This is a genomic window from Streptomyces sp. NPDC050264 (assembly GCF_040655895.1).
In the GTDB taxonomy this organism is placed as follows: domain Bacteria; phylum Actinomycetota; class Actinomycetes; order Streptomycetales; family Streptomycetaceae; genus Streptomyces.
This window is the reverse complement of sequence record NZ_JBFAKV010000014.1, coordinates 102,371-127,237: the sequence shown is the minus strand read 5'-3', so window position 1 is coordinate 127,237 and position 24,867 is coordinate 102,371. Positions and strand designations below refer to the sequence as shown.

Here is a 24,867-nt window from a genome sequence, read left to right as displayed (position 1 = left end):
GCCTACTCACTGCCGGGCGCCCCGGCGGCGTATCCCGCGTCGCCGCCGGACATCGCCCCGGCCGGCAGCTCCGGCGCCCGGTACCCGGTCATCGGGCCGGCCCCGGGATCCGGCCGGACCGCCCCGAGCAGCGGGTTCGCCGCGATCGGTGACACCTTCACACGCGCCCCGGGCCGCGGCGCCTGCACCACCATCCCGTCGCCGAGGTACATCGCGACGTGCGTGGCCTTGGGGAAGTACACGACGAGGTCACCGGGCCGCAGCCCGGACAGCGGCACCCGGGGGAGCGTGGCCCACTGCTCCTGCGAGGTCCGCGGGATCACCCGCCCCGCGTGCGCCCACGCCTGCGAGGTGAGCCCGGAGCAGTCGAAGGCCTTCGGTCCCTCCGCGCCCCACACATACGGCTTCCCGATCTGCCGCACCGCGTACGCGAGCGCGACGCCGCCCGCCCTCGACGGTGACCTGCCGACCGAGCTGAGCGCCCCCGACGCCATGAACGTCCGCTGCGCGTCCGCCGTCCCGGCGTTCTCCAGGCGGGCCAGCTGAGCGAGCTGATCCGAGGTGAGGGAGGCGAGCAGCTCCTCGACGTCCTTCAGCCGTTTCCGTACGGCGTCCCGTTCCTTCTTCTGGTCCGTCGCGAGCTTCAGCTGCTGGTCGAGCGCGGCCCGCGCCGTCGTGGCGAGCCCGTCGGCCTTCTTCTCGTCGCCGACCAGCCGGTCGACGGTGGCCTTCTGCTCCTTGGCGGCCCGCTGGAGCACCCGGCCCTGGTCGAGCGCGTGCTGCGGATCGCGGGCGAGCAGCAGCCGTACGTACGGGCCGATCTCGCTGCGCCCCTGGTACTGCTCCCGCGCGAGGCGCCCCGCGGCGAGCCGGCTGCCGTGCAGCGAGCCGCGCGCCACGGCCAGCTTTTCGGCCAGGGACTCGGCCTCCGCGCGGCGCTTCCTGAGCTGCTCCTCGGTCGCGTTGTACGTCTCGGTGGCCTCCTCGGCCTCCTGGTACAGCGTCTGAAGATCCGTCAGCAGCTCGGCGACGGACTTCTCCCCGCCAGGCCCCGGCTCGGGCACCGCGCCCGCCGGGCCCGGCGCGAGCAGCACCCCCGCGACGGCCGCCGTGCACACCCAGCGCACCAGCCTGCCTGACACCTCATCACCTCCGGCGCGGGGTCACCGTCTGCGCCCCGCACCGTGAACATCAACAGACTGCCGCCCCGCCCACGCGGTGGACTGCGCGGTTCGGCCCAACTCCACCACTCCTGCGGTGGTCGCCCGGCGAGCCGCCGCTACGCGTCACGCTTCTTCGTCCACGGCCACCTGACGCCGCGCTCCACCCTCCCGTCGGGCACGAACGCGTACCGCCACTTCTGCACCAGCCGCACGGACTTCCCGTCGGGCACGGGTTCACGTACGTACACGAGCACGGTGTCGGGCCCGCCGTCCCTGTCCGGTACAGGCACCTTGTACACCTTGGGCGGATTGCCGGTGGCCGTCACCAGAACGGGCAGCGAGCGCCCGTCGAGGGGCCCGCCGACAAAGGGGATGTCTTCGCTCTTCACCTGACCAGTGTCCCCTGGACCTCAGCCGAGCCGGGCGGCCCGCGCCTTCAGTTCCTCCGCGAAGGCATCCCGGTCGGGCCCGAAGGAGAGAAGATCGGCCGCCGCGCCGCGCCTCCTCGTCGGCGGTCGAACCGATCGATTCCCGCGTCAGCCGCGTCAGGTCGGACATGATCCGATTCCGTTCACAGGTTGAGCCAGTAGGCGGGGTCACAACAAATGCGCCGCGTCGCTCACCACCGGCAGCACCCGCCGGGCCAGCTCGCCCACCGGGCCGTCGGAGGTTTCCAGGGAGAGGGCGTGGCGGACGACGGCCGCGGTTTCCGGGTCGCGGCCCGCCGTCGCCGTCAGGACCGCCATGAACTGGTCGACCAGGCCGTCGCGCAGCTCGTCCAGCGGCGGCTGCTTCTCCTCGTCGAGCCAGATGAGGGAGGCCGCTTCCACGGCCGTGATCCACATGCGGACGGTCATGCGCAGCCGCGGGCCCGGTGCCGTCACCGACAGGTGGCTGAGGATGTGGTCGGCGGCGGCCCGGCGCACCCCGTCCACGATCGCGGAGGTCCGCGAGGTCTCCACGACGCTGCCGCCCTGGAGCAGCGCCGCGAAGCCCATGTCGTGCTCGTCGACGAAGGCCAGGTAGCGGTCGAGCGCCCGGGCGAGACGGGTCGTGAGGGAACCGTGCGGCGGCTCGGCGAAGCACTGTTCCAGTACGTCGGCGGCGGACCGCAGCGCGGCCTCGTACAACTGCTGCTTGCCGCCCGGGAAGTAGCGGTAGACGAGGGGCCGGGAGACTCCGGCGGCCTCCGCCACGTCGTCGAGGGAGACCTCCTCCGGCGCCCGGTGCGCGAACAGCGACAGCGCCGCCTCGAGCAGCTGCGCCCGCCGTTCCTCGACGCTGAGCCTTCGATACGCGGGCGTGCCGGTTGCCGACGTCATGCCCGAGAGAGTAACCGGCCGGGGCCGGGCGCCGTCAGGCGAAAGCGGGGCGGACGGTGGCCCGCCCCGCCCCGGCTCAGCCGGTCCGGGAGACGCGCCAATGGCTCTCCGCGACGTGCTGCTCCAGCGCGGCACGGTCCTCCACCCCGTCGTCGCCGGCCGTCAGGCCAGCAGTCCGGAAGACTTCCACAGCTGCCGGCCGACACCGCGCAGCACCCCGATGTCGTCCAGGAAGTCCGTGAGCCGCTTCGCGCCGGTCTGCATGATCTCGCGGCGGTGGCCGCTCGCCTTGACCTGGGCCACGGCCTCCCGCTTGTCGAGTCCTACGTTCGTGTAGACCTCGGGGTTGATGAAGGCCTCGGAGAAGATGCGGGCGAACTCGCCCGACGTGAGACGCGTGAACTCCTGGGACCAGCGCGGCGCCGTCACCATCTGGCGCCGCAACTCCTCACGCGCGTACCGGACATGGCGGGCCTCCTCGACCACGTGGATGCGGGTCACGCCGCGGACGAGGGGCTGGACGCGCTCGTCCGGGAAGGTCAGCCGCTGCATCCAGTCGAGGATCTCCTCGCCGAGCAGCGTCGCCGTGAACGACCCGGGGGTGGTGGAGACCGTCTTGAACAGGCGCCCCAGGTTGTGGTGGACGCGGGCCACCGGGTAGTGCGGGGTCTCACCGCGCGTGATGAGCCGCGCGAACATCTTGGAGTGCCGGCACTCGTCCTCGATCTCGGTGAGGGCGTACCGGACGTGCGCGCTCGTCGCCGCCTTGTCGTAGACGTGCCGGACGAGCAGCTGCATCAGGATCAGTTCGAACCAGATGCCGAGCGAGGCGAGCGCCGCCGCCTCGTGCCGGGACAGGTCGATCCGCTGCTCCTCGCTCATCCGCTTCCACAGCGGGGTGCCGTACAGCGACACGAGCTCCGGCGGCCAGAACCACTTGCCCTCCTCGAAGGGGGCTTCCCAGTCCAGCTCCTTGTCCGGATCGAAGGAGTGCTTGGCGGAGGAGTCGAGCAGCCGCTCGGCCACCTGCTCCCGGTCCCTGAGCAGACCGAGCGCGTCACGCAGCCCTTCCAGCGCGTCGGCTTCCGTCACGGTCGTCATCGCTGACTCCCCATCCTCGGTATTAGGAGTTACCGGCAGTCACAACTGTGCCTCCGTTTTATGAGACTGCTTGTCAGCAAGGGCGTCAATCCCTCACGCACGACTTGTTGACCCCGCGTCTACCACCGTGTGAGCCTGCCGGTATGTCGACGCATGAGCTGTACACCAGGGCCCCGGGCGAGCCCAACTGGCAAGTACCGTCGGCCAGTTCGGCCCGCTTCAGCTGGGAATACGACGACGGGCGCGACCGGCTGCTCGCCCTCTACCAAAAGGGCAAGGACAAGCAGTGGGACGGCGCCAAACGCATCGACTGGGAGCTGGAGGTCGATCCGTACGACCCCCTCGGCACCCCGGACGAGGCGATGTCCCTGTACGGCACGCCCCACTGGGCGAAGATGACGGAGAAGGACAAGGGCGAACTGCGCAAGCACTACGCCTCCTGGCAGTTCAGCCAGTTCCTGCACGGGGAGCAGGGCGCGATGGTGTGCGCGGCGCGCATCGTCGAGTCCGTCCCCGACCTGGACGCCAAGCTGTACTCGGCGACCCAGACCATGGACGAGGCGCGGCACGCGGAGATCTACGGCCGCTTCCTCCACGAGAAGATCGGGATGCTGTACCCGATCAACGACAATCTGCAGGCCCTGCTCGGCGACACGCTCCGCGACTCCCGCTGGGACATGCCCTACCTCGGCATGCAGGTTCTCATCGAGGGGCTCGCGCTGGCCGCGTTCGGCATGATCCGCGACACCACCGACAAGCCGCTGCCCAAGCAGATCCTCGCCTACGTGATGCAGGACGAGGCCCGCCATGTCGCCTTCGGGCGGATGGCCCTGCGCGACTACTACAAGCAGCTCACCGACGCCGAACTGCGCGAGCGCGAGGAGTTCGTCATCGAGGGCTGCTACCTGATGCGCGACCGGCTGCGCGGCGTCGAGGTCCTGGAGGACTTCGGCATCCCGAAGGCGCAGGCCGACGAGTACACCGAGCAGTCCGAATTCCTGGCGCTGTTCCGGCAGTTGCTGTTCTCGCGGATCGTGCCCTGCGTCAAGGACATCGGCCTGTGGGGCCCGCGGCTCCAGCAGGCCTACGTCGACATGGGCGTCTTCGAGATGGGCAACTCCAACCTCGATCTGCTGATGACCCAGGACGAGGAGATCGCCGAGAAGCTCGACGCCGAACGCTTCGCGGCGGAGGAGCACGAGCGGGTCGCGGAGGTGGAGGCGGCGATCAGCGCGGGAGCACAGGACTGAACGTCGTGCGGAGAGTGAAGGCGTACGGGGTCGGGCCGTTCTCGCGCAGGTGCGTGAGGCGGTCCTCGGCCTCCGCGACGGTGGGGCGGTGTCCGGCCGGCACCCACCACAGCGCCGTCACCGCCTCGCTGAGGCGCTCGACGAACTCCCGTCTTCGGGCGAGGAGTTCGCGATGTACGCCCTGGTACATGAAGGCTTTCAGCGCTTCGATGTCGCGCCGCACGGACATGTTCACCCACAGCCACTCGTCGTCGTGGATCCGCAGGTCGGTCGCGTCGCCGGAGTCGCCCTGGAGCCGCCGGACGAAGCCGTCGGAGCCGTCGGCCGCGGCGTTGACCGGATCCAGGTTGTTCGTGAAGTCCTTCAACTCGGGGGTGTCGAGAGGGGCTTTGAGGCGGCCGATGTTCACCGGTGCGAGCTGGTGGATGGCCATGGCCGGGACGGTAGATCGCCGCGCGCGCCCCGCGCAGGGCCGGTCCAGTGCGTGACACCGAGACCACCTGCCCACCTGCCCACCTGGCCTACTGGTCACGGGAGTTGAGCACGGCCTGCATCACCGACCGGGCGATCGGCGCCGCGCTGCCGCCACCGCTGATGTCCGAACGGTCCGCCGACGCGTCCTCCACGACCACGGCCACCGCCACCTGCGGCGAGGACGCGTCGTCGGCCTGCGCGTAGGAGAGGAACCAGGCGTACGGGACGCCCTCGTTGTTCACGCCGTTCTGCGCGGTGCCCGTCTTGCCGCCGACCGTCGCCCCGTCGATGCGCGCGTTCGTGCCCGTGCCCTTGGTCACGACGTCGACCATCATCTGCTGCAACTGCGTAGCGGTGTAGGGCGACATGACCTGCTTGTACGTCTTGGTGCCGGTGGTGGAGACGAGGTCGCCGTCACCGGCCGTCGTCTTCTCCACCAGGTGCGGGGACATCAGCGTCCCGCCGTTGGCCACGGCCGCCGAGACCATCGCCATCTGCAGGGGTGTCGCCGCGGTGTCGTACTGGCCGATGGAGGAGAGCGCCAGCTGCGATTTGTTCATTTCGGTGTCGAAGTTGGACTTGGCGGCGGTCATCGGGACCTTGACGCCGCTGTCGTTGAAGCCGAAGTTCCGCGCCATCTTCACCATGCCGTCGAGGCCCACCCGCACCCCGAGGTTGGCGAAGACGGTGTTGCAGGAGACCCGCAGCGCGTACTCCAGGGTCGCGTTCTCGCAGGCGTCGGACGCGGACTCGTTGGTCAGCTGGGTGGTGGTGCCCGGCAGCGTGTACGGGGAGGGCGTGTCGGTCTCCGTGGAGATGTTGCCGACGACCTCGTTCTCCAGTGCGGCGGCGGCCGTGACCACCTTGAACGTCGAACCCGGCGGATACGTCTGCCGGATCGCCCGGTTGAGCATCGGCTGGTCGGGGTCGGCGTTCAGCCGCGCCCACGCGTCCGTCGTGACCGAACCGGTGCCCGCGATGTCCCCGGGGTCGTACGACGGTGTGGAGACGAGCGCCAGGATCTTCCCCGTCGACGGGTCGATCGCCGCGACCGCGCCCTTCTTGCCGCCGAGCCCGGAGTACGCGGCCTGCTGCGCGGCGGCGACGATGGTGGTCTCCGCGTTGCCGCCGGGCTCCTGCGTGCGGGAGATCTCGTGCCAGAAGGGGATCGGGGAGAGCATCGGATCGGTGCCGGAGAGGATGTCGTCCTCGGCGCTCTCGACGAACGTCGTGCCGTACGTCTGCGAGGCGTACCCGGTGACGGGGGAGTACAGCGGGCCGTTCTTGTACGTGCGCTCGTAGCGCAGCGACTGCCCGCTGTCCTTCGAGCCGGTGACCGTCCTGCCCTGCACGAGGATGTCGCCGCGCGGCTGGCCGTAACGCTGGATGGTGGAGCGGCGGTTGGCCGGGTTGTCGTCGAGGGAACCGGCCTGGAAGACCTGGACGCGGGCCGCGTTGACGAGCAGCGCGACCAGCAGGATCAGGCAGAAGACCGACGCGCGGCGGATGTACTTGGTCACTTGGCTGCCTCCGCCTTGTCCGCGGCGTCCGTGGGGGTGTCGGGGAGCAGCGCGCTGCGCGCCCGGTCGCTGACCCGGATGAGGATCGCGACGATGACCCAGTTGGTCACGAGGGACGAGCCGCCCTGCGCGAGGAACGGCATCGCCATGCCGGTCAGCGGGATGAGCCCCATCACGCCGCCCGCGATGACGAAGACCTGGAGCGCGACGATCGAGGCGAGACCGATGGCCAGGAGCCGGCCGAACGGGTCGCGCAGCGCGAGGCCCGCCCGGTAGCCGCGCTCCACGAGCAGCGCGTAGAGCAGGAAGATCGCGGTCAGCCCCACCAGGCCGAGCTCCTCGCCCGCCGTCGCCAGGATGAAGTCGGACTTGGCGGCGAAGCCGATGAGGATCGAGTGGCCGAGCCCGAGCCCGGTGCCGAGCATCCCGCCGGCCGCGAACGCGAAGAGGGACTGGGCGAGTTGGGTGGCCCCGTCACCCGCGTCGATCGACGCGAAGGGGTGCAGCCAGTCCTCGACGCGGCTGTGCACGTGCGGCTCGAAGGACGCCACGACGAACGCGCCCGCCGCGGCGAGCACCAGGCCGATCGCGATCCAGCTCCCGCGGCCCGTCGCGACGTAGAGCATCACGATGAACAGGCCGAAGAAGAGCAGCGAGGTGCCCAGGTCGGTCTCCAGGACCAGGACGCCGACGCTGATCAGCCAGAACGCGAGGATCGGGGCGAACACCCGCATCGTGGGCAGCTGCAGCTTCCAGATCTTCCTGCCGGTGTACTTGAGGGCGTTGCGGTTGGCCGCGAGATAGCTGGCGAAGAAGATCGCGAGCAGGATCTTGGCGAACTCGCCGGGCTGGATGGAGAAGCCGCCGATCCGGATCCAGATCCGGGCGCCGTTCACCGCCGGGAAGAAGATCGGCAGGATCATCAGGATCAGGGCCGCGACGACCGAGAGGTACGCGTACCGCTGGAGCACCCGGTGATCGCGCAGGAAGACCACGAACACGATGAACAGTCCGATGCCGAGCGTCGACCAGATCAGCTGGGTGGGGGCCGCCTCGTCGCTCGGGGTCTCCAGGTCGAGGCGGTAGATCAGGACCAGACCGAGGCCGTTGAGCAGCACCGCGATGGGCAGCAGCAGCGGGTCCGCGTACGGGGCGCGGAAACGGACCGCGCAGTGGGCGAGGAGCGCGAGCACGCCGAGCCCGGCGCCGTATCCGGCGGCGCCGGGCGGGACGGAACCGTCCTTCGCGAGCCCGACGTCGCAGTAGCCGTAGACGCTGAGCAGAACGGCCAGGAGGGTCAGGGCGAGCTCGGTCCCCCGGCGCCGGGGGACGCGGACGGCGGGCACCGAAGAGGGCGCTGACGCTGCTGTCTTTCCTGCCGAGCCCGTTGAACCGGTCATGGCGGGAACGTAGCAAGCCCGTCCGCGATATCCACTTATGTCAGCACCAGCGGGGCGCGGCGCCGATGTTGTCGATGTACTTCGCCGAACCCCAGGCCCAGGTGCCGTCCGTCAGCAGGTACCAGAGGCGGTTGCCGGCCACGTCGCCGCCGCTCGTCTTGCAGAAGATCGTGACGACCGCCCGGTACGGCACGGAGCGCACGACGCGGCTGCCGCGGGTGGGGTTGTCGCGCAGCAGCAGCCCGGACTTCGCGACGACCCGGCCCTTGTAGACCGGCGGGCGGCCGCCCGAGCCGCTCGCGGAGTCGTCGCCGAGGGCGGGGGACGCGGCGGCGGTCAGCGTCGCGAGGGCGGCGACGGTTATGCCGAGACGAGTGGTGACGGACCGTGCGGTCACGGGGGACCTCCTGGGGAGCGGAGCGCGGGGACAGGACCCGTGGTCAGGGCCCTGGCTCTCACTCAATGCGCCACGCGGGGGATGCGCACGGCGGCGGGCGCCGCCAGGGTGAGCCCGGGCCCACCCCGGGTCAGTCCACCGGCTCCTCGTAGGGCAGGGTCAGCGTCGCGAGGGCGCCGCCGTCCGGCGCGTTCGTGAACAGCAGGCGCGCGCCCAGGATCTCGGCCTGCCCCAGCGCGATGGTCAGGCCGAGGCCGTGGCCCTTCGCGCCGCCCTCCGTGCGGAACCGCTGCGGCCCGTGCTCCACCAGATAGTCCGGGTAGCCCTCGCCGTGGTCCCGCACCGTGATCACCGGGCCGTCCACCGTCAGCTCGACGGGCGGGCCGCCGTGCCGGTGCGCGTTGGCCACGAGGTTGCCGAGGACGCGCTCCAGGCGGCGCCGGTCGGTCACCACGCACACGTCCCGGGCCACGACGACCCCGGTGCCGGTGCCGGACGCGCGCACCACCCGCTCGGCCACCGGGCCCAGCCAGGTCGCGTCCAGGTCCACGTGTTCGCTGCGCGCGTCGAGCCGGGAGATCTCCAGCAGGTCCTCGGTGAGCGTGCGCAGTGCGGCGACCCGGTCGCGCACCAGCTCGGTCGGGCGGCCCGGCGGCAGCAGCTCCGCCGCGGCGTGCAGTCCGGTCAGCGGCGTACGCAGCTCATGGGCGACGTCGGCGGTGAACCGCTGCTCGGTCAGAATCCGGGCCTGCAAGGACGACGCCATGCTGTCGAGGGCGCCGGCCACCGCCGCGACCTCGTCCTGGTGCCGGGCCGGGTCCCGGGTCCGCGGATCGCCGACCCGGGCGTCCAGGTCGCCCGCGCTGATCTTGCGGGCCACCCGGGCCGTCGTGTGCAGGCGCCGCGTCACCCGGGTCACCGCGAACGCGCCGACCAGCAGCGTCGCCCCGATGGCCAGCACGGACGAGCCGAGGATCGCCTGGTCGAGGCCGTCGATGGTGCGGGCGCCCTGCGAGTAGTCGATCTCCACGGCCAGCGCCTTGCCGTCGGCCGCCGGGCCCGCCGCCCACATCGTCGGATGCGTGTCGTGGCTGCCGACCATCGTGCCGCGCTGTCCGCCGGCCGCGAGGGCGCGCAGCGAGGCGGGCAGCCCCGGCGGATCGAGGGCGGCGCCCGGCCCGAGCCGGCCGCCGGCCCGGAAGGCGTCGGTCGCCTCGTCGAGCCGGGTCAGCGCCCGCTCACGGGCCTCGCGCACCGTCTGGTTGGTGACCGAGACGTGCACGAGGATGCCGAGCAGCGCGGCGAGCCCACAGCAGATCACCGCGAGGAACGCGGCCGCCTTCCAGGTCAGCGACGCGGTCCAGGAGGGCAGCCGCGGCCGGCGCGTCATGACGCGCTCGGGGAGGCCGAGCGCGTCGGCTCCGCCGACGGCGTCTCCGGCACGGGCGTCGTCGGCGGTCCGGTGCGCACGATCTCGTCGCGCGTCGGCAGCATCGCCCGCTGATGACTGTCGTACGACCACGAGGTCCGGTACTCGTAGCCGGACAGGTCGGCGACCGCGCGCACGACCACGCTGCGGTCGGCCAGCTGGACGCTGATGACGGCGTCCTCGTCGTTCATGATCTGGGTCAGCTTGCCGTCCGCGAACATGTAGACGCGCACCACGAGCTGGCCCTTCGGTGCCCGCACGCCGACGACCATGTCGTCCTTGCCGTTGCCCGTCAGGTCCGAGTAATAGGCCTGCAGCACCGGGCAGTCGGGCCCCTTGGGGCCCGGGGCGCCGCAGTCGTCCAGCCCCTTCTTCACTTCCTTGTACGTGTCCGGGTCCGAGGCGGCCTGGGCGCGGATCACGGCCACCGGGTCCACCTTGCGCAGGTCGCCGTCCGGCACGGGGACGCCCCTGACCACCTGGGTCTCGCCCGCCCCGTAGTCGTCGGCGGGCGCGGACGCGGGGGGCAGCGACGGCCACAGGTGCCGCGGTCCCACCGCCGTGGGGGTCGGGCCCGCGCCTTCGAGGCCTCCGGTGTCCCCGCAGCCCGCGAGGAACAGCACGGCGGCGGGCACCGCGAGGGCCGAAAGACCGAGGCGCCTGGGCGTCACTGCACTCCTGCCTGTCGGGTGCTCGCCTCGGGTCCTGACGAGGTCGGCGTAGGAAAAGTTGCTGTCGCTGCGTACACCTTATTGGCGGGGAAGTCCTTTTTATCGGGGGGTTTGTCGGGGGGCGCGTGTCGGCTCACGTGTCGGCGCGGCCCCGGCGGGCCGTGGAGTACACCAGGCCCGCGGCGCCGGCGGCGGCCATCGCGCCCCCTGCCACCAGGAAGTACGGGTTGGCCCTGGCGTCGCCTGCGCCGTCGTCCGGGGCCTGGGCCGAGGTGTGGGCCGGGGCGTGGTGGGCCTGGGCGTCCGCGAACGCGGCGGTGGGCGCCAGCACCGCGCCGCCGAGAGCGGCGGTGACGACGGCGCTGCGGAGGAGGGCGGGGCGGCGCATGAGAGCTCCGATCGCTTTCGGGGAGTCGCGGTCCTGAGGTGTCGCGGTCCCGGGGTGTCCGGTTCCGGAGCGCCCGGTTCGGGTGTGTCCGGTGTGGCTTCATCACCGTAAGAGGCGGCCATCACGGCAGCTCGGCAGCTGTGTAACAGCGAGCCGACGCTCTGCGGGCTTCTTGCCCTGCGGCGGGCTTGCTGCTCCCATGGTCAGGGGGTGATGAGGCATGAACGGACTACGCGTCATACCGACCTGGCGGCACGGGCAGGAGCGGCTCTACGTCTACGGGGAGGACGGCAGGACCGTCGCCTGGTACGACCGGGAGACGGCCCGGGTCAATCTGCTCACCGAGTCGTCCCGGGAGGCCGTGCTCTCCGTGCTCCGCCCGTTCGTCACCGGCCACGTCACCGTCGGGCCGCCCCCGGTGCCCACGCCCGCCGAGCTGGCCCGGCTCAGCCTCCACCCCGACGACGACCTCGCGCCGAACCGGCCCGGCGAGGCCCTCGTCATCGCCCTCGACCGGGACCCGGCCCCGCAGCGCAGGCTGCGCAGCGATCCCCGGCGCCGGGCACTGGCCGCGCAGCAGCTGATCGGCGAGACGCTCGACGGGATCGAAGGGGCGGGCTGGCGCGTGCTGCACTCCGTGCCGCTGCCCGGCGGGGCCCGCGTCCACCATCTGCTGATCGGGCCCGGAGGACTGTTCGCGCTGCACGTGCTCCCGGCGCACCGGCAGCGGGTGCGGGTGAGCGACCCGATGGTCACGGCGGGACGGGGCGAACCGCAGCCGTTGCTGCGCCGGGTGCGGGCCGACGCGTCGCGGGCGTCGTTCGCGCTGACGGCCGAGGTGCGGGCGGGGCTCGTCCTCGTACAGCCGGCCTCGCTGGACGTCCTGGTGCCGCCCAGGGGCGTGCGCCTGCTGCTGGACACGGAGGTGGCCGGTCTTGCCCGGTCCGGCGGGCTGCTGAAGCCGGCGGACGTGGAGGGGCTGCATGCGATGGCCCGGGACCGGGGGACGTGGGCGCGGGTCTAGGGCCAATGCCGTTGCCTTAGCCGCGATCTTGGTGCGTGCACCTCCGAGCGCAGGCGCGGCGCGCATCCTGGTGACATTCTCAAGAACCGCAGGAGTCCACCGTGTCACGGCGGTTCATGAGCCTGGGGCTACGAAGGGCAAGATCGCCCGTAACGCAACGGCATTGGGTCTAGGGCGCTCGTGAGGGGCCGGTATCGGCTCAGCGGAATCTGACCGGCTCCGCCGAGAAGGCGCCGTGGCGGGTGGTGCGCTGCCGGATCTCCAGGGTCAACTGCGGTTCGGGCGGCAGGAGTTGGTAGGTGACCTCGCCGATGCCCACTGCCGTCACCACCGCCTCCTCGCCCGTCGCGGGCGGCAGCAGGGCCGCCGCGTTCGCGCGCAGCGCCGCCGGCAGCGGGGTCGTCAGGATCGGTGTGCCGTCGCCGGGGAGGGCGATGACCAGGGCGCGCGGCGCCGTCGGCGGGCCCGTGAAGCCGACGGCCACGGCGTCCCGGGTGTCGCTGTGCCGCAGCTTGCGCCAGATGCGGCGGCCGCCGCGGTAGGGGCCGTCGAGACGTTTCGCGACGAGGCCCTCGACGCCGGTCGCGGGCAGCTTCTCGTACCAGGTCAGGGCCGTTTCCCGGTCGGTCGTCGACGGGACGGGCTGCAATGGCGGGCCCAGTGGCGACAGGAGGCGGACCAGCCGGGCGCGGCGCTCGGCATAGGGCAGCGGGCGCAGATCCGTGCCGTTCTCGGCCAGCAGGTCGAAGGCCGCGTACGAGGCGGGCAGCTCGTGCGCCAGGGCACGGGCCCGGGCCGCCGACGCCGCGGCCGCCCGGCGCTGCACCGCCGCGAAGTCGGTGCGTCCCTCGTGCCAGACGACGACCTCGCCGTCGAGCACGGTCCCGGCGGGCAGCGCCCGCGCGGCCGCGACGAGGTCGGGGAAGGCCCGCGCCACCTGCCGCCCCGACCGCGCCTGGAGCATCACGTCGTCGTCCCGGCCGTCCTCCCGGAACCGGAACACGACCATCCGGTGCCCGTCGAACTTCGGCTCGAAGGCCCAGCCGTCGCCCGGCGGCAACGCCTCCACGGACTCGGCCAGGGCCACCTGCAACGGAGGCCTCACGACGGCAGCAGCCCGGCCCGGTCACGGTCGAGCAGCGGGCCGAGCAGATCCCCGTACCGCTGGAGCCTGGGCGCGATGTCGTCGGCCAGGAACACCAGGGCACGGGCGTTTCCGTGCTTCCGGCAGGCCTCGACCTCGTCCCACGTCACCGGCGTCGACACCGTCGGCTCGGGGCGGGCGCGCAGCGTGTACGGGGCGGCCGTCGTCTTCGCGGCGGAGTTCTGGCTGTGGTCGACGAACACCTTGTCCGGGCGGAGGCTGCGCTTCATCAGGTGCACCACCAGCTGCGGCAGGTCCGCCTCGGCCTCCCGCGCGAGCGCCTTCGCGTAGGCGCTGACCTGGTCGGACGGGGCCGGGACCAGGGGGACCAGCAGGTGCAGGCCCTTGGATCCCGACGTCTTCGCGAAGGCGTGAAGACCATCGGCCGACAGCCGGTCGCGCAGCCACAGCGCCACCTCGCAGCACTGGACGATGTCGGCCGGGTCCCCGGGGTCGAGGTCCAGGACGAGCCGGTCGGCCTGCGCGGGCGCGTCGGCCTGCCACTGCGGGGTGTGGAACTCCGTGACCAGGTTCGCCGCCCACATGAGCGTGGCCAGGTCCTGCACGAGGATCTGCCGGGAGGGGCCCTCGGAGCGCGGCACCTCCGCCGTCTTCACCCATGCGGGTGTCCCCGGCGGCACGTTCTTGGCGAAGAAACGCTGGCCGCCGGGCCCGTCGGGGAACCGCAGAAAGGAGACCGGGCGGTTGGAGAGGTGCGCGAGCAGCGGACCCGCCGTCGTCGCGTAGTAGTGCAGCAGCTCGCCCTTGGTGAAGCCGGTGGCCGGGTAGAGCACCTTCTCCAGATTGCTGAGCGGGATCCGCCGCCCCTCCACTTCTGTGATGGGCGTCATACCGTAATACTCTGACAATCCGCACTGAACCGTCGCATCGGTCAGCTGAACGGGACGGACGGAACGGGAGGTCCATCGTGCGCAGCATCTGGAACGGGGCCATCTCCTTCGGCCTGGTCAGCATCCCGATCAAGCTGGTCAACGCCACCGAGAACCACGCGATCTCCTTCCGCCAGATCCACCTGGAGGACGGCGGGCGCATCCGCTACCGCAAGGTGTGCGAGCTGGAGGACAAGGAGGTCCCGGCCGCCGAGATCGGCAAGGGGTACGAGGACGCCGACGGGTCGATCATCCCGATCACGGACGACGACCTCGCGGCACTGCCCGCCTCCGCGGCCAAGACGATCGAGATCGTCGCGTTCGTCCCGGCGGAGCGGATCGACCCGCTCCAGATGGACACGGCCTACTACCTCTCGGCGAACGGCGCCCCCGCGACCAAGCCCTACACGCTGCTGCGCGAGGCCCTGCGGCGCAGCAGAAAGGTGGCCATCGCCAGGTTCGCGCTGCGCGGCCGCGAGCGGCTCGGGATGCTGCGCGTCGTCGACGACGTCATCGCGATGCACGGGCTGCTGTGGCCGGACGAGATCCGCGCCCCGCAGGACGCCGCGCCCGACACCCGCGTCACGGTGCGGGACGCCGAACTCGACCTGGCGGACGCCCTGATGGACACGCTGGGCGACGCCGACATGGACTCGCTGCACGACGACTACCGGGCCGCCGTCGAGGAGATGATCGCGGCGAAGGCGTCCGGCGGGGCGGCGCAGGCCCCCGCGTCGTCGGCGGCAGGGGAAGGCAAGGTCATCGACCTGATGGCCGCGCTGGAGAACAGTGTGAGGGCCGCGAAGGAGGCACAAGGCGACGCCGGTGCCGAGGCCGGGGACATGGCCGAGGTGACCCACCTCGCGGGCCGGTCCCGCAAGAAGGCGGCGCCGAAGAAGAAGCGGGCACCGGCCGCGAAGAAGGCGGCTGCCAGGAAGGGCGGTTCGGCGAAGGACGCGAACTCCTCCGCCACGAAGAAGAAGTCCGCGGCGGCGAAGAAGTCGACATCCGCCACGGCCGAGAAGACGACGCCCCGCTCGCCTCGTAAGAAGTCGTCGGCTTGAGGGTGGTGAGCATGATGCGGGGGCGGAGAAAATCTCCGCCCCCGCATCATGTTCGCTCGCTGTCTATCGCCCGCGGGCCACCGCGGCCGCGTCCCGTTTGAACGCCCACTCCATCTTCGGCTCCATCACGAACCGGAACATCCGCTGCACCGGTGGCGTGCACAGCACAGTGATCACGGACGCGGCGATCAACGTCACCGCGATCTCACCGAGCGGCGTGTGCATCCAGTGCGCGTCGTACCAGTCCCAGAAGCGCGAGCCCTTGGCCAGGAAGCCGTGCAGCAGGTAGCCGTACAGCGTGCCGGCGCCGAGCGAGGTCACCCAGAGCTTGCGCCCCGGCACCCACGCGAAGAAGCAGGCGGCCAGCAGAACCGAGCAGCCGAACATCGCGAGAGTCATCACGGCGCCGCTCCAGCCGGGCGCCGCCAGTTCCTGCGCGCTGTCCCGCCGGTAGAACCAGGCGGCGTTCATCCGCGGCGCCGCCCAGTACGCGAACAGCAGCGCGCTCGCGAACACCGGCAGTGCCAGGATCCGGGCCTCACGGCGCCGCACGAGCCGGAAGTGCTCCGGCTTGAGGCACAGGCCGAGCACGAAGAAGGGCAGGAACTGCAGCACCCGCTGCAGATCGAGGTCGTCACCGATGTCGGGGGAGACCGACGCCAGCACCGCGATGGCGAGCGCCACCGGCAGCGGCCAGCGGATCACCTTCCACAGCGGTGTGCTCAGCCGCCACACGAACAGCGCGATCAGGAACCAGGTCAGGTACCACGGATCGAGCAGGCTGAACGGGTAGTCGGGATCGCCCCCGGCCGTCCGCTTGAACAGGGTGTAGGCCACCTCGAAGACCACATACGGCACGGCCACGCCTGTGACCAGCCGCTTCAGGCGCCCCGGACTCGCGTCGAAGCTGCGCGAGAAGTACCCGGAGATCACGATGAACGCCGGCATGTGGAACGAGTAGACCGTCATGTAGAGCGCCGACGCCGCCCGGCTGTCACCGCGCAGCGGCTCCCAGGAGTGCCCCATCGCGACCAGCACGATCGCCAGGTACTTCGCGTTGTCGAAGAACGCGTCGCGCACCTTGCCGGGCTTCTGCCCGGCAGCCGTGGCAGGAGTGTTCGAGGTGTCGGCTCGGGAAGGTGAAGTGCCGGCGCGTTGCGGGGGCAGAGGCGCCCGCGAGGTGGCCAGCCGTACCGGTTCGCTCACAATCCCTCCCGCGTGGAACCCCGACTCTTGAATTCACGTCTTCTCAGGTTTGCGGGATTCAAGTGGCTGCGAGACATCCCACGCACCGTAGTCACCCATTGAGGCAGACGTAAACCTGTGCTGGTCATGGGTGGCGGCTGTCACAGTGAGACGGACGGTCGAGTCGGACATCGATGCCCAAGTCGGGCGGGATCCCGTGCTCACTACGATGAGTTGGACGCGGAGAAGGAGGACGGGGACGAGGGCCGGGACGGCAACGGGGAGGCGCGGCGTGGTGAACCAGGACGAGAGCGGGCGCAGGCGCGGGCAGGGCGAGTTGGAGGGGCAGGTCCTCGCGGCCCTGTGCGAGGCGCCGGATCCGGTGACGGCGGGCTGGGTGCGCGAGCGCCTCGGCGGCACGCTCGCCTACCCGACGGTGATCACGATCCTCACCCGCCTCCAGGCGAAGGGCGCGGTCACCCGCGAACGCGTCGGCCGTTCCTTCACCTGGACCGCCGCGTCCGACGGGGCCGGTCTAGCGGCCCACCGCACGCGCCGGGTCCTGGACGGCGAGAACAACCGGGCCGCGGTGCCGCACGACGAGGTCGCCGGCAAGGCGGCGGCCGGCGGACTGGCCGCGCTCCTCACCTCCTGTACGGCGTTCCTGCTGCACCGCCGCAGGACCGGACGGCAGGTGTACGCGCCCTCGCCGGACCCCCGCCCCGCCACCGGATCGCGGTCCTGCTCGACACGGCCCCGTACGCCCAGGCGCTCCCGGACGGCCGCATCGTCGTGTCGACCGGGATGCCGACGGGCCTCAACTCCCCTGAGCGCCGGGCCCTGTTCGCACACGAACGCGCCCACCTCGCGACCGGCCACCGCCGACACCTCCTGCTGAACCGGACTGGCGGCCCGCGCCAACCCGTTCCTGCGGCCCCTGCGCACCTCCGTGACGTACACCGTGGAGCGCTGGACCGACGAGGATGCCGCCCGCGCGGTCGGCGACCGGCGCCTCACGGCCCGCGCGGTCGGCAAGGCGGCCCTGTTGACCCCGAGCCGAACACTCCCCGCGCTGCCCGCCTTCGCCGCCCCAGGCCCCGTACCGCACTCGGCCGCCGTTGTGCACGGGGGTCGGCGCGGCGGCTCCGGCGGGGGAGTCGGACAGCTGCAACTCCCCTTGGCCGTGAGTCCCGTAGGCCGCAACTCCCCTGGGCCGCCGCTCCGATGAGCAGTTACTCCCGCAGGCCCGCCATGTCCCCGGGCCGCCCGCGCAGTACCGCCCCCGCCGCGAGCAGCGTCGTCACCAGGGTCAGGGCCGCCGCCCCGGCGACCACCACTACCAGGATCCAGAGGGAGCCGCCCGGCAGGGCCGTGCCGAGGACGCTGATGCTCAGCGGTACGAGGGTCGCGGCGCCGACCAGGAGACCGAGCACGACGCCTGCCAGCGCCACGAGCGCGGCCTCGACCGTCATCATCTGCAGGACCTGGCGCCGGGTGGCCCCGATGAGCCGCTGCAGCATGAACTCCTTGCGCCGCTCGGTCGTCGCCAGGATCTGCGTGTTGACCAGAGCGAGCGTCGCGTAGCCGACGACCACACCGAGCACGAGGTACGCCATCCAGGCCTGGGTGTCGTCCGCGTCGGCCTGGCCGGCCGCCAGCACCTCCGTGCCGGACACCCGCAGACCGGGCGAGCGGTCCGCCAATTTGCCGAGTAACGCCCGCAGTTGACCGGGATCCGTCCCGTCCGCCGCGCTCACCATGATCTGCGGAACGAGCCCGCCGTCCGTATGCCCGACGAGGAGCGACGCCGGGACGAGCGCGGTCTCGTAGCCGCGCCGCCCGTCGACCGTGGCGACCAGTTTCAGCTTGACCTGCGTACCGTCGCCGAGCCGCATCGGGACGAGGTCACCGAGCTTGTGGTCCTTGGCGTATTCGGTGGGCAGCGCGACGGAGTCGCCGCTCAGTGCGGACAGGCTGCCGCTCGCCGCGTGGTACGCCGTCGTGCGGTCCAGGCCCTGCGGGGTGACCCCCTGCAGGGACACCTCGGTCGGCTGCGGCCCGGTGTCCTCGCCCTCGCTCGGCCGCATCGGCTCGTCCGGCTCGATATAGCCGGTCGTGGGGATCTGCGCGGACGCCGCGGCGACGCCCGGCTGTTCGCGCACGGTGTTCACCAGGTCGAGCGGCAGCCCGCCCGAGGCCGAAGTCACCACCACGTCGGCGCGCAGGTTCTCGTCGAACGCCCGCTTGGCGCCGTCGGACTGCGTCGTCTGCATGTAGAGGAGGCCGAGAGCGAGACCGCTGGCCAGCATCACGGGCATCACGGCCGACGCCAACCGGGCCGTGCGCGCCCGCGCGTTGTGCGCGGCGAGCTCACCGGCGAGCCCGGACAGCTTGCCGACGGGCCGGCGCAACGCGGCCGTCATGGCGCGTACGACGACGGGCCCGAGCAGCCCGAACGCGGCCGCCCACACCATCGCCGCCGGGGTCGCGACACCCGCCGCGTCCGGCCCCGCCGAGCCCGCGGTGCCCCAGGCGAGGGCCGCGCCCCCGGCCAGGCACAACAGCCCGGCGACCAACCGGAACGCGCTGAACCACCGGCGCTGCAACGTCGCTTCGGCCAGCGCCTCGGTCGGCCGGGTGCGCGCCGCCGCCTGCGCCGCGATGCACGCGGCACCGATGGCGGTGAGCAGCGCCATACCCGCCCCCACGATCACCGGCACGGAACCGGCCCGGTACGCGATCGACTCCGGCACGACGCCCGCGTCGGCGAACGCGCCCAGGAGCCAGTGCCCGAACCGGGGGCCGGGGATCGTGGCGAGTCCGGTGGCGACGACCGCGAGGAACAGGGTCTCCCCGACCACAAGACGCCGCAGCTGCCCCGGCGTCGTACCGATCGTGCGCAACAGGGCCAACTCGCGTCGGCGCTGCTGGATGGAGAGGCCGAGCGTGCTGGCCACCACGAACACGGTGACCATCGCGGACAGCCCGCCGAAGGCGGCGGCGAGCGGGATCAGGTCGCTGCCGTCGGCCACCACGTCCGGGTCCTCGGCGCGGCCGCGGTTGTCCCCGGTCAGCACCGTGACCGGTGCGCCGTCGACGACCTTGCGGACGGCGGAGGCGATCTCCTGCGTCTTCGCCCCGGAGACGGGAAAGACGCCGATGTTGTCGACCCTTCCCACGAGCCCGGCGGCCCGCCCGGCTTCCGCATCCGAGAGGAAGACGTCGCCGCCGTCGTCGGGACCGGCGGCCAGGCCCGAGACCCGATAACTCCTCTCAGTGCCGTGAACGAGGAGTTGCAGTCGCTCGCCGGGCTTCAACCCCATACGGTCCGCGAGCTTCGAGCCCAGAACGATCTGGCCATCCGTGGCCGGCGCGACGCCATCCGTAAGCTCGTACGGCGAGAGCCTGGCGGAGGACCAGCCGTGGCCGGTGACCTTGCCACCCACACCGAGAGCAGCCGGGAACGACATGTCCTGAACCGCGGCCCCCACCCCCGGAACCTTCGCGATCCTTTCCGCCAGGCCGGCGTCCATGTGCAGTCGTTCGGGGAAAACGAGCTCCTGCTGGGTGTACGCGTAGCGCTGGTCGCCGGTGACGACGATCGGTGCGGCGGCGAGGCGGTGCGGCGGCGCCGCGTTGTGAATGCCGGTCTCCAGCAGGCCGCCGGAGCCGATGACGATCACGGCGCCGAAGAACAGGGCCACGAACGAGGCGATGAAACCGCCCTTGTGAAAGCGCAGGCTGCGCACCGCGAGCCGGATCATCGCCGCACCCCATGTCCCGCCGACCGCCCCGCGAACGGGTCGCCCCACGTACCCAACTCCTGCATCCGGGCGGTGACTTGCTGCACGGTGGGCTGCTCCAGACCGCCGACGAGCCGGCCGTCCGCGAGAAAGACGACCCGGTCCGCGTACGAGGCGGCCACCGGGTCATGGGTCACCATCACAAGGGTCTGCCCCACCGCGTCCACCGACTGCCGCAGCAGCGTGAGGACTTCGGCGGCGGTACGGGTGTCCAGGGCGCCGGTCGGCTCGTCCGCGTAGATCACCGCGGGCCGGGTGACGAGCGCCCGCGCGATCGCGACCCGCTGCTGCTGCCCCCCGGAGAGTTCACCGGGCCGGCTGCCCCGCTTCCCGCTCAGCCCGACCTGCTCCAGGACCTCGTCCACGACGGCCCGCGCGGGCCGGGTACCGGCAAGACGCAGCGGCAACGTCACGTTGTCGACGACGTTCAGCGCGGGCAGCAGATTGAACGCCTGGAACACGAAGCCGATGCGCTCGCGCCGAAACCGGGTCAGCGCCCTCTCCCGCAGAGAGGCAAGATCCACGCCATCCAGACGTACGGTCCCCGACGTGGGCCGGTCGAGCCCCGCAGCGCAGTGCAGAAAGGTCGACTTGCCCGACCCGGAGGGCCCCATGACGGCAGTGAAACTCCCCGCCCCAAGCCCCAAACTGACCCCATCGAGCGCGGCCACCCGATTCCTGGCCCCGCCATAAACCCGACTGACCCCCTCAAGCCGAACAACCGGCTCAACCTGCGGATCCCGCGTCCCGTCCATCAACGTCCGACCTGGATTCTCCATGCCATCCATGCTGGTCGCGAGCCCCATGCCACCGACAGCGGCGACCGGTTGAACACGGCGTCCACCAACTGGTGGACCCGCACTCCAGAGCCCCCCGAACGCAAGAAGACCCCGACCGCAGCGTTACCGCTGCTGACGGGGTCCTCGGACACCTCATACAAGGTGCCCCCGGCAGGATTCGAACCTGCGCACACGGCTCCGGAGGGCAGACCGCATTTACGGCTGACACAACCTTGACCTGCACAGTCACCTTGGTTGAGAGGGAGTGCTGCGATCTCCACTCGCCTCTCACTCGTGGGGATTGGCTGCCCTGCCCATGGAGCTGCTGGCGAGCTGCGGTCGCGTCCTGCTTCGGCTGTCGGCCAGAGCAGACCTGAAGCTGGTGTTCAGCGTAGGACGGTGGCCAACGCCGTTGTGACACCGCAAGCGAGCGTCAGTGCGCTTCCGAACGCTGCGGCGGCGCGGGAACAGGCTACGGGGTAGGTGGCACTGTCCCGGCGTGCACAGAATGCGGCAACGACCGCGGCGAGGGCTGCAAGCAGCATGATCGCGAAGCAACCCAGTACAACGGCAGCTGAGTGGTCGGACATGATCGATCTCCAATCGGTGCGCCAAACTGTGCCGCCAAATCTCCTCAAGCTGCTGTTCGTCGTGGTCCGCAACGGTAGAACTGGTCGAAGACGAACAGAGGCGAACGATCGAAGGGGATGGTATGGCCGTAGAGGATGAGTCGGCCGCGAGGGCAGCTTCAAATGAACTGCGAGCTCGTCTGGAACGCGGGCTTGCAGAGCGAGGTGTGACGAAGACTGCTCTTGCGCGGCGCTCGGGGTTGGGGCGAACTGCTGTCAGCGAAGCTTTCAACAGGTCTGCTTCCGTTCCTTCGGCTCGAACTGTTGTTTCGCTCGCCCAAGCACTCCATCTGGATGTGTCGGAGATCCTGGAGATACGGTCAACGGCGGCCGGCGTTCATCGCGAGACGTCCGTGGGGGAAACGCATCCTCTGCCTTCGGGCATTGGGCGCCCAATCGCTGACTTTGATCCACATGATCTAGAAGTTCATCCGGCCATTGACGTCGCTTCGGGCCAGGCTGTTTTGGGAGGTGGACAGGAGCGCCGGCTTCCCGCGTACGTACGTCGTCACCATGACCGAGAACTGGATGACCTCGTAAAAGCAGCGGCAGGTGGCCAAAGCGGTATGGTCGTGTTGGTTGGGTCGTCGTCGACGGGTAAAACCCGTTCCTGTTGGGAAGCGATTCAACCCCTCATGCCACTGGGATGGAACCTCTGGCACCCGTTTGACCCCACGAGGGCTGAAGCAGCGTTGAGTGATATCGAGCGCGTGGGGCCGCGCACTGTGGTGTGGCTCAACGAAGCTCAGCACTATCTTGGCGCGCGACGAGGTTTCGGTGAACGTATCGCAGCCTCCCTCCGCTCGCTCCTAGTTAATCGGCAGGCTGGTCCCATCTTGGTGTTAGGGACACTTTGGAATAACTATGCGACTGAATACACGGCTCTTCCGGTAAAAGGGGTGCCAGATCTGTACCCGCAGACTCGGGAGCTGCTGGCGGGACGGATCCTTGCGCTTCCAGACACGTTTGACGCGTTTGCGGTTAGAGATGCGAGGGTCAAGGCCGCCGAAGGTGATCTGCAACTCGCTCAAGCGTTGGAGCGTGCAGAGGACGGGCGCCTGGCTCAATATCTGGCAGGTGCTCCTGCGCTGGCTGAACGGTATAGAACAGCCGACCCCTCGGTCCGAGCATTGATCCAGTCCGCCATGGATGCGCTTCGTCTGGGTGTCGGAAGCCGCTTAACGGGCAGTTTTATTTCCCATGCAGCCGAGGACTATCTTACTGAATCTGAGCACGCGAATCTGGCGGGTGATTGGGTCGACGAAGCCTTCCAGGAAGCCACTAAGCAAGTACACGGAAACATGGCCCCCCTAACACTCGTTCGTCTTCGCGGACCGTCTCGCCTGGGGGAGGCTCGCAGGATTGATTCGGTTGGCGAAACTGAGTATCGGTTAGCTGACTCGCTGGAGCAGCTAGGGCGAATTGAGCGTCGCACCTACTGTCCTCCGGATTCGTTCTGGGAAGCGGTTATTGAAGGGCTGACAGACCCTGCGGAGCTAGCGAGCCTGGCCATCGCTGCGCATGATCGATATCGGCTTCAGTGGTCCTATCGCCTTACTAAGAAAGTCGCTAAACTATCTGATCCCTCCTCGTTGTGCGAGGTGGCGACTACATGGATGGAGGGGCATCCAGGATTGGCTGAACCCCTGTTTCGGCAGTGTGCCGAGATGGGATATGCCCGCGCTATGAGCGACATGGGATATATCCGTGAAGAAGCTGGTGACCCAAAGGGGGCCGAAGAATGGTTCCGCAAGGCGGCTGATTCAGGTGACGGAGAAGCTGCTTATCACCTCGGGAAGAGGTGCGAAGAGAGGGGGGATTTGGAAGCGGCGGAAATGCTTTATCGTCAGGCTGTAGATTCCGGTGACGGGGAGGCCTTGGGGGCGCTAGGTGACACTCTGTATACCCGGGGTGGGGATGTCTTCGAATCCCTCAATTTGCTAAACCGCTCCATTCTCCTCATGATGCGTCAGACTGCACGTGCGCTGATTGCAATTTTGGAGGGTGAGATCGGGGAGAGAAACTCATTTATGGGCCCATGGAGTGAAAGGAAAGAGGAGGGCCGCCTAAGGTCTAGGATAGAAGAGGCGGGCGATGGTGGGGACTTGGATGGTTTCTCGGAGGCTGCGGAGGATGGTGCTCGCAATGGGGACACCTATGCGCTTTTTTGCCATTATCTTTTCTTGGGGATGAAAGATCGAGATCAGGCTGACGCGGCGCTAGAGCGTGCCGGAAGGGACGGAAATGTATACGCGCTTTTGGAAACTGCAAGAAAGCGCATCAAGCTTGGTAAGGCGAGTGAAGCTCAAGAGATCTACCAAGCGTTGCTGGACGCTGGCAGTACTGCTTCGGCGGCGCCTCTTGCAAACCTGATGAGAGCGGCTGGGAAATTCAAGGAAGCTGAGGCTTTATATTGGCAGGCCATCGAATCGGGTAATTTGTATGCCTTGACCCAGCTTGGCGAGCTGAAAGAAAGTATGGGTGATCGCGCTGGTGCCGAGGAGATTGCACTACAGGCTGTTAACGCGGGGGATTCTTCCGCTGTACGTAGGTTGTCAAAGGCCAGGGGCGGGGATGCGGAGTCTCTGGGCCTATGGCCGAATGGGCTTGATCCGGACGGCACACCGACGGCTGAGTCCTGGGATGTAGTGCTCCCCTGACTGGATGCCCGAGACGGCTGCTATGGGCGGTTGCTGAGAGGCAAGGGCAACGCTGCTCAACCCCGTGGGAAACTGGGATGCCCAGGAAAACGCGGCAGATCGGTTGAAGAGGGGGCCAAGTGCCAGAGCCCAGTCCACGAGGAACCTACCTGGTGATTGCAGAAGCACTCCGGGAGGAGGTTGACCATGGTGCGATCGTCGGAGCGCTGCCCTCCGAAGCAGATCTCATGCGCTCGCATAACGTCGCTCGGAACACGATCCGTCGCGCGCTCAAAGTTCTTGAAGCGGAGGGGATTCTGGAATCTGCGCCAGGGGTTGGATGGCGTGTCGCCCGGGGTCACGATCGTAGGACGCTCGTGGAGCGCATGACGGATGCGATCCTGGAGGACTCATTGAATGTGGGGGATTCGTACCCCTCCGAGGCGAAGCTGTGTGACCGCTTCGACGTCTCGCGTACGGCCGTGCGGCGGGCGCTCGCTCAGATGGAGGGGACCGGCTTGCTCGACACCGTCCACGGTAAGGGGCGTACCGTACGCGCCCTCCCCACTCCTACCGCCCAGCCGTAGCCTTGGCC

Annotated in this window: 21 protein-coding genes and 2 pseudogenes; 7 read left to right on the top strand and 16 right to left on the bottom strand. The window is 69.9% G+C overall.

The features are described 5' to 3' along the window. Positions 1-2: 2 nt before the first annotated feature. The 4 genes from AB0J02_RS25020 to AB0J02_RS25005 all read right to left on the bottom strand — a co-directional run bounded on the left by AB0J02_RS25020 (position 3) and on the right by AB0J02_RS25005 (position 3,586). The gene (locus tag AB0J02_RS25020; protein ID WP_363195982.1) at positions 3-1,142 is read right to left on the bottom strand and encodes an NlpC/P60 family protein; all 1,140 of its coding nucleotides are present in this window, start codon (positions 1,140-1,142) and stop codon (positions 3-5) included. A 137-nt stretch (positions 1,143-1,279) separates the two neighbouring features. After that, entirely contained in the window at positions 1,280-1,552 is a 273-nt protein-coding gene (locus tag AB0J02_RS25015) for a hypothetical protein (protein ID WP_363195981.1), read from the bottom strand. A gap of 207 nt (positions 1,553-1,759) precedes the next feature. After that, positions 1,760-2,485 carry a TetR/AcrR family transcriptional regulator gene (locus tag AB0J02_RS25010; protein WP_363195980.1) on the bottom strand — a complete coding sequence of 242 codons (726 nt, stop codon included), beginning with the start codon at positions 2,483-2,485 and terminating at the stop codon, positions 1,760-1,762. 162 nt (positions 2,486-2,647) lie between these two features. Further along, positions 2,648-3,586 carry a diiron oxygenase gene (locus AB0J02_RS25005; RefSeq protein ID WP_363195979.1) on the bottom strand — a complete coding sequence of 313 codons (939 nt, stop codon included), beginning with the start codon at positions 3,584-3,586 and terminating at the stop codon, positions 2,648-2,650. Between the two features lie 143 nt (positions 3,587-3,729). Here AB0J02_RS25005 and AB0J02_RS25000 point away from each other — a divergent pair, with 143 nt between their 5' ends. Further along, complete coding sequence (locus tag AB0J02_RS25000) at positions 3,730-4,836, top strand: ferritin-like domain-containing protein (protein WP_363195978.1); 1,107 nt, start codon at positions 3,730-3,732, stop codon at positions 4,834-4,836. Here the strand turns inward: AB0J02_RS25000 and AB0J02_RS24995 are convergent. The 7 genes from AB0J02_RS24995 to AB0J02_RS24965 all read right to left on the bottom strand — a co-directional run bounded on the left by AB0J02_RS24995 (position 4,814) and on the right by AB0J02_RS24965 (position 11,115). Further along, the gene (locus AB0J02_RS24995) at positions 4,814-5,269 is read right to left on the bottom strand and encodes a DUF3291 domain-containing protein (RefSeq protein ID WP_363195977.1); all 456 of its coding nucleotides are present in this window, start codon (positions 5,267-5,269) and stop codon (positions 4,814-4,816) included. The genes AB0J02_RS25000 and AB0J02_RS24995 overlap by 23 nt on opposite strands. An 88-nt stretch (positions 5,270-5,357) precedes the next feature. Further along, positions 5,358-6,830 (bottom strand): penicillin-binding protein 2, encoded by a 1,473-nt coding sequence (locus AB0J02_RS24990; protein ID WP_363195976.1) that lies wholly within the window; start codon positions 6,828-6,830, stop codon positions 5,358-5,360. After that, entirely contained in the window at positions 6,827-8,230 is a 1,404-nt protein-coding gene (locus AB0J02_RS24985) for an FtsW/RodA/SpoVE family cell cycle protein (RefSeq protein WP_363195975.1), read from the bottom strand. Before AB0J02_RS24985 ends, AB0J02_RS24990 begins: the two co-directional genes overlap by 4 nt. A gap of 40 nt (positions 8,231-8,270) precedes the next feature. Then, positions 8,271-8,627 carry an SH3 domain-containing protein gene (locus AB0J02_RS24980; RefSeq protein WP_363195974.1) on the bottom strand — a complete coding sequence of 119 codons (357 nt, stop codon included), beginning with the start codon at positions 8,625-8,627 and terminating at the stop codon, positions 8,271-8,273. 130 nt (positions 8,628-8,757) lie between these two features. Continuing rightward, positions 8,758-10,017 (bottom strand): HAMP domain-containing sensor histidine kinase, encoded by a 1,260-nt coding sequence (locus AB0J02_RS24975; RefSeq protein ID WP_363195973.1) that lies wholly within the window; start codon positions 10,015-10,017, stop codon positions 8,758-8,760. Next, a complete protein-coding gene (locus tag AB0J02_RS24970; RefSeq protein ID WP_363195972.1) occupies positions 10,014-10,727 on the bottom strand; it encodes a hypothetical protein in 714 nt (237 codons plus the stop codon). The genes AB0J02_RS24975 and AB0J02_RS24970 overlap by 4 nt, the downstream gene beginning before the upstream one ends. A gap of 133 nt (positions 10,728-10,860) precedes the next feature. Further along, complete coding sequence (locus AB0J02_RS24965) at positions 10,861-11,115, bottom strand: hypothetical protein (protein WP_363195971.1); 255 nt, start codon at positions 11,113-11,115, stop codon at positions 10,861-10,863. Between the two features lie 220 nt (positions 11,116-11,335). Here AB0J02_RS24965 and AB0J02_RS24960 point away from each other — a divergent pair, with 220 nt between their 5' ends. Beyond that, positions 11,336-12,139, top strand: coding sequence for an NERD domain-containing protein (locus AB0J02_RS24960; RefSeq protein ID WP_363195970.1), 804 nt, complete (start codon positions 11,336-11,338; stop codon positions 12,137-12,139). 199 nt (positions 12,140-12,338) lie between these two features. Here the strand turns inward: AB0J02_RS24960 and AB0J02_RS24955 are convergent, their stop codons facing one another. Together AB0J02_RS24955 and ligD are read right to left on the bottom strand one after the other, a co-directional pair. Further along, a complete protein-coding gene (locus tag AB0J02_RS24955) occupies positions 12,339-13,244 on the bottom strand; it encodes an ATP-dependent DNA ligase (protein WP_363195969.1) in 906 nt (301 codons plus the stop codon). Continuing rightward, positions 13,241-14,134, bottom strand: a complete 894-nt coding sequence (ligD, locus tag AB0J02_RS24950) for a non-homologous end-joining DNA ligase (protein WP_363195968.1) — start codon at positions 14,132-14,134, stop codon at positions 13,241-13,243. The genes AB0J02_RS24955 and ligD overlap by 4 nt, the downstream gene beginning before the upstream one ends. A gap of 77 nt (positions 14,135-14,211) precedes the next feature. Here ligD and AB0J02_RS24945 point away from each other — a divergent pair, with 77 nt between their 5' ends. Further along, positions 14,212-15,237 carry a Ku protein gene (locus AB0J02_RS24945; protein WP_363195967.1) on the top strand — a complete coding sequence of 342 codons (1,026 nt, stop codon included), beginning with the start codon at positions 14,212-14,214 and terminating at the stop codon, positions 15,235-15,237. A gap of 63 nt (positions 15,238-15,300) precedes the next feature. Here AB0J02_RS24945 and AB0J02_RS24940 read toward each other — a convergent pair whose 3' ends face one another. Beyond that, a complete protein-coding gene (locus AB0J02_RS24940; protein ID WP_363195966.1) occupies positions 15,301-16,443 on the bottom strand; it encodes an acyltransferase family protein in 1,143 nt (380 codons plus the stop codon). 274 nt (positions 16,444-16,717) lie between these two features. Here AB0J02_RS24940 and AB0J02_RS24935 point away from each other — a divergent pair. Together AB0J02_RS24935 and AB0J02_RS24930 are read left to right on the top strand one after the other, a co-directional pair. Next, a pseudogene (locus AB0J02_RS24935) lies at positions 16,718-17,014 on the top strand (BlaI/MecI/CopY family transcriptional regulator); the annotation flags it as partial. Beyond that, positions 17,003-17,527, top strand: a pseudogene (locus AB0J02_RS24930) (M48 family metalloprotease); the annotation flags it as partial. The pseudogenes AB0J02_RS24935 and AB0J02_RS24930, both read left to right, overlap by 12 nt. 127 nt (positions 17,528-17,654) lie before the next feature. On the opposite strand, the gene AB0J02_RS24925 reads toward AB0J02_RS24930, so the two are convergent. Both AB0J02_RS24925 and AB0J02_RS24920 read right to left on the bottom strand, forming a co-directional pair. Further along, on the bottom strand, positions 17,655-20,234 hold the full coding sequence (locus tag AB0J02_RS24925; RefSeq protein WP_363195965.1) for an FtsX-like permease family protein: 2,580 nt from the start codon (positions 20,232-20,234) through the stop codon (positions 17,655-17,657). Beyond that, the gene (locus AB0J02_RS24920) at positions 20,183-20,980 is read right to left on the bottom strand and encodes an ABC transporter ATP-binding protein (RefSeq protein WP_363196062.1); all 798 of its coding nucleotides are present in this window, start codon (positions 20,978-20,980) and stop codon (positions 20,183-20,185) included. Before AB0J02_RS24920 ends, AB0J02_RS24925 begins: the two co-directional genes overlap by 52 nt. Before the next feature lie 736 nt (positions 20,981-21,716). Between AB0J02_RS24920 and AB0J02_RS24915 the strand changes: the two genes are divergently transcribed. Both AB0J02_RS24915 and AB0J02_RS24910 read left to right on the top strand, forming a co-directional pair. Further along, on the top strand, positions 21,717-24,293 hold the full coding sequence (locus AB0J02_RS24915; protein ID WP_363195964.1) for a helix-turn-helix domain-containing protein: 2,577 nt from the start codon (positions 21,717-21,719) through the stop codon (positions 24,291-24,293). A gap of 119 nt (positions 24,294-24,412) precedes the next feature. Beyond that, positions 24,413-24,859, top strand: coding sequence for a winged helix-turn-helix domain-containing protein (locus tag AB0J02_RS24910; RefSeq protein ID WP_363195963.1), 447 nt, complete (start codon positions 24,413-24,415; stop codon positions 24,857-24,859). Positions 24,860-24,867: the final 8 nt, after the last annotated feature.

Coding starts and splice junctions, on each gene's coding strand:
- AB0J02_RS25000 (WP_363195978.1), top strand. CDS start 3,730: ATGTCGACGCATGAGCTGTACACCAGGGCCCCGGGCGAGCCCAACTGG.
- AB0J02_RS24975 (WP_363195973.1), bottom strand. CDS start 10,017: ATGACGCGCCGGCCGCGGCTGCCCTCCTGGACCGCGTCGCTGACCTGG.
- AB0J02_RS24920 (WP_363196062.1), bottom strand. CDS start 20,980: ATGGACGGGACGCGGGATCCGCAGGTTGAGCCGGTTGTTCGGCTTGAG.
- ligD (WP_363195968.1), bottom strand. CDS start 14,134: ATGACGCCCATCACAGAAGTGGAGGGGCGGCGGATCCCGCTCAGCAAT.
- AB0J02_RS24995 (WP_363195977.1), bottom strand. CDS start 5,269: ATGGCCATCCACCAGCTCGCACCGGTGAACATCGGCCGCCTCAAAGCC.
- AB0J02_RS24965 (WP_363195971.1), bottom strand. CDS start 11,115: ATGCGCCGCCCCGCCCTCCTCCGCAGCGCCGTCGTCACCGCCGCTCTC.
- AB0J02_RS24915 (WP_363195964.1), top strand. CDS start 21,717: ATGGCCGTAGAGGATGAGTCGGCCGCGAGGGCAGCTTCAAATGAACTG.
- AB0J02_RS25010 (WP_363195980.1), bottom strand. CDS start 2,485: ATGACGTCGGCAACCGGCACGCCCGCGTATCGAAGGCTCAGCGTCGAG.
- AB0J02_RS24960 (WP_363195970.1), top strand. CDS start 11,336: ATGAACGGACTACGCGTCATACCGACCTGGCGGCACGGGCAGGAGCGG.
- AB0J02_RS25005 (WP_363195979.1), bottom strand. CDS start 3,586: ATGACGACCGTGACGGAAGCCGACGCGCTGGAAGGGCTGCGTGACGCG.
- AB0J02_RS24985 (WP_363195975.1), bottom strand. CDS start 8,230: ATGACCGGTTCAACGGGCTCGGCAGGAAAGACAGCAGCGTCAGCGCCC.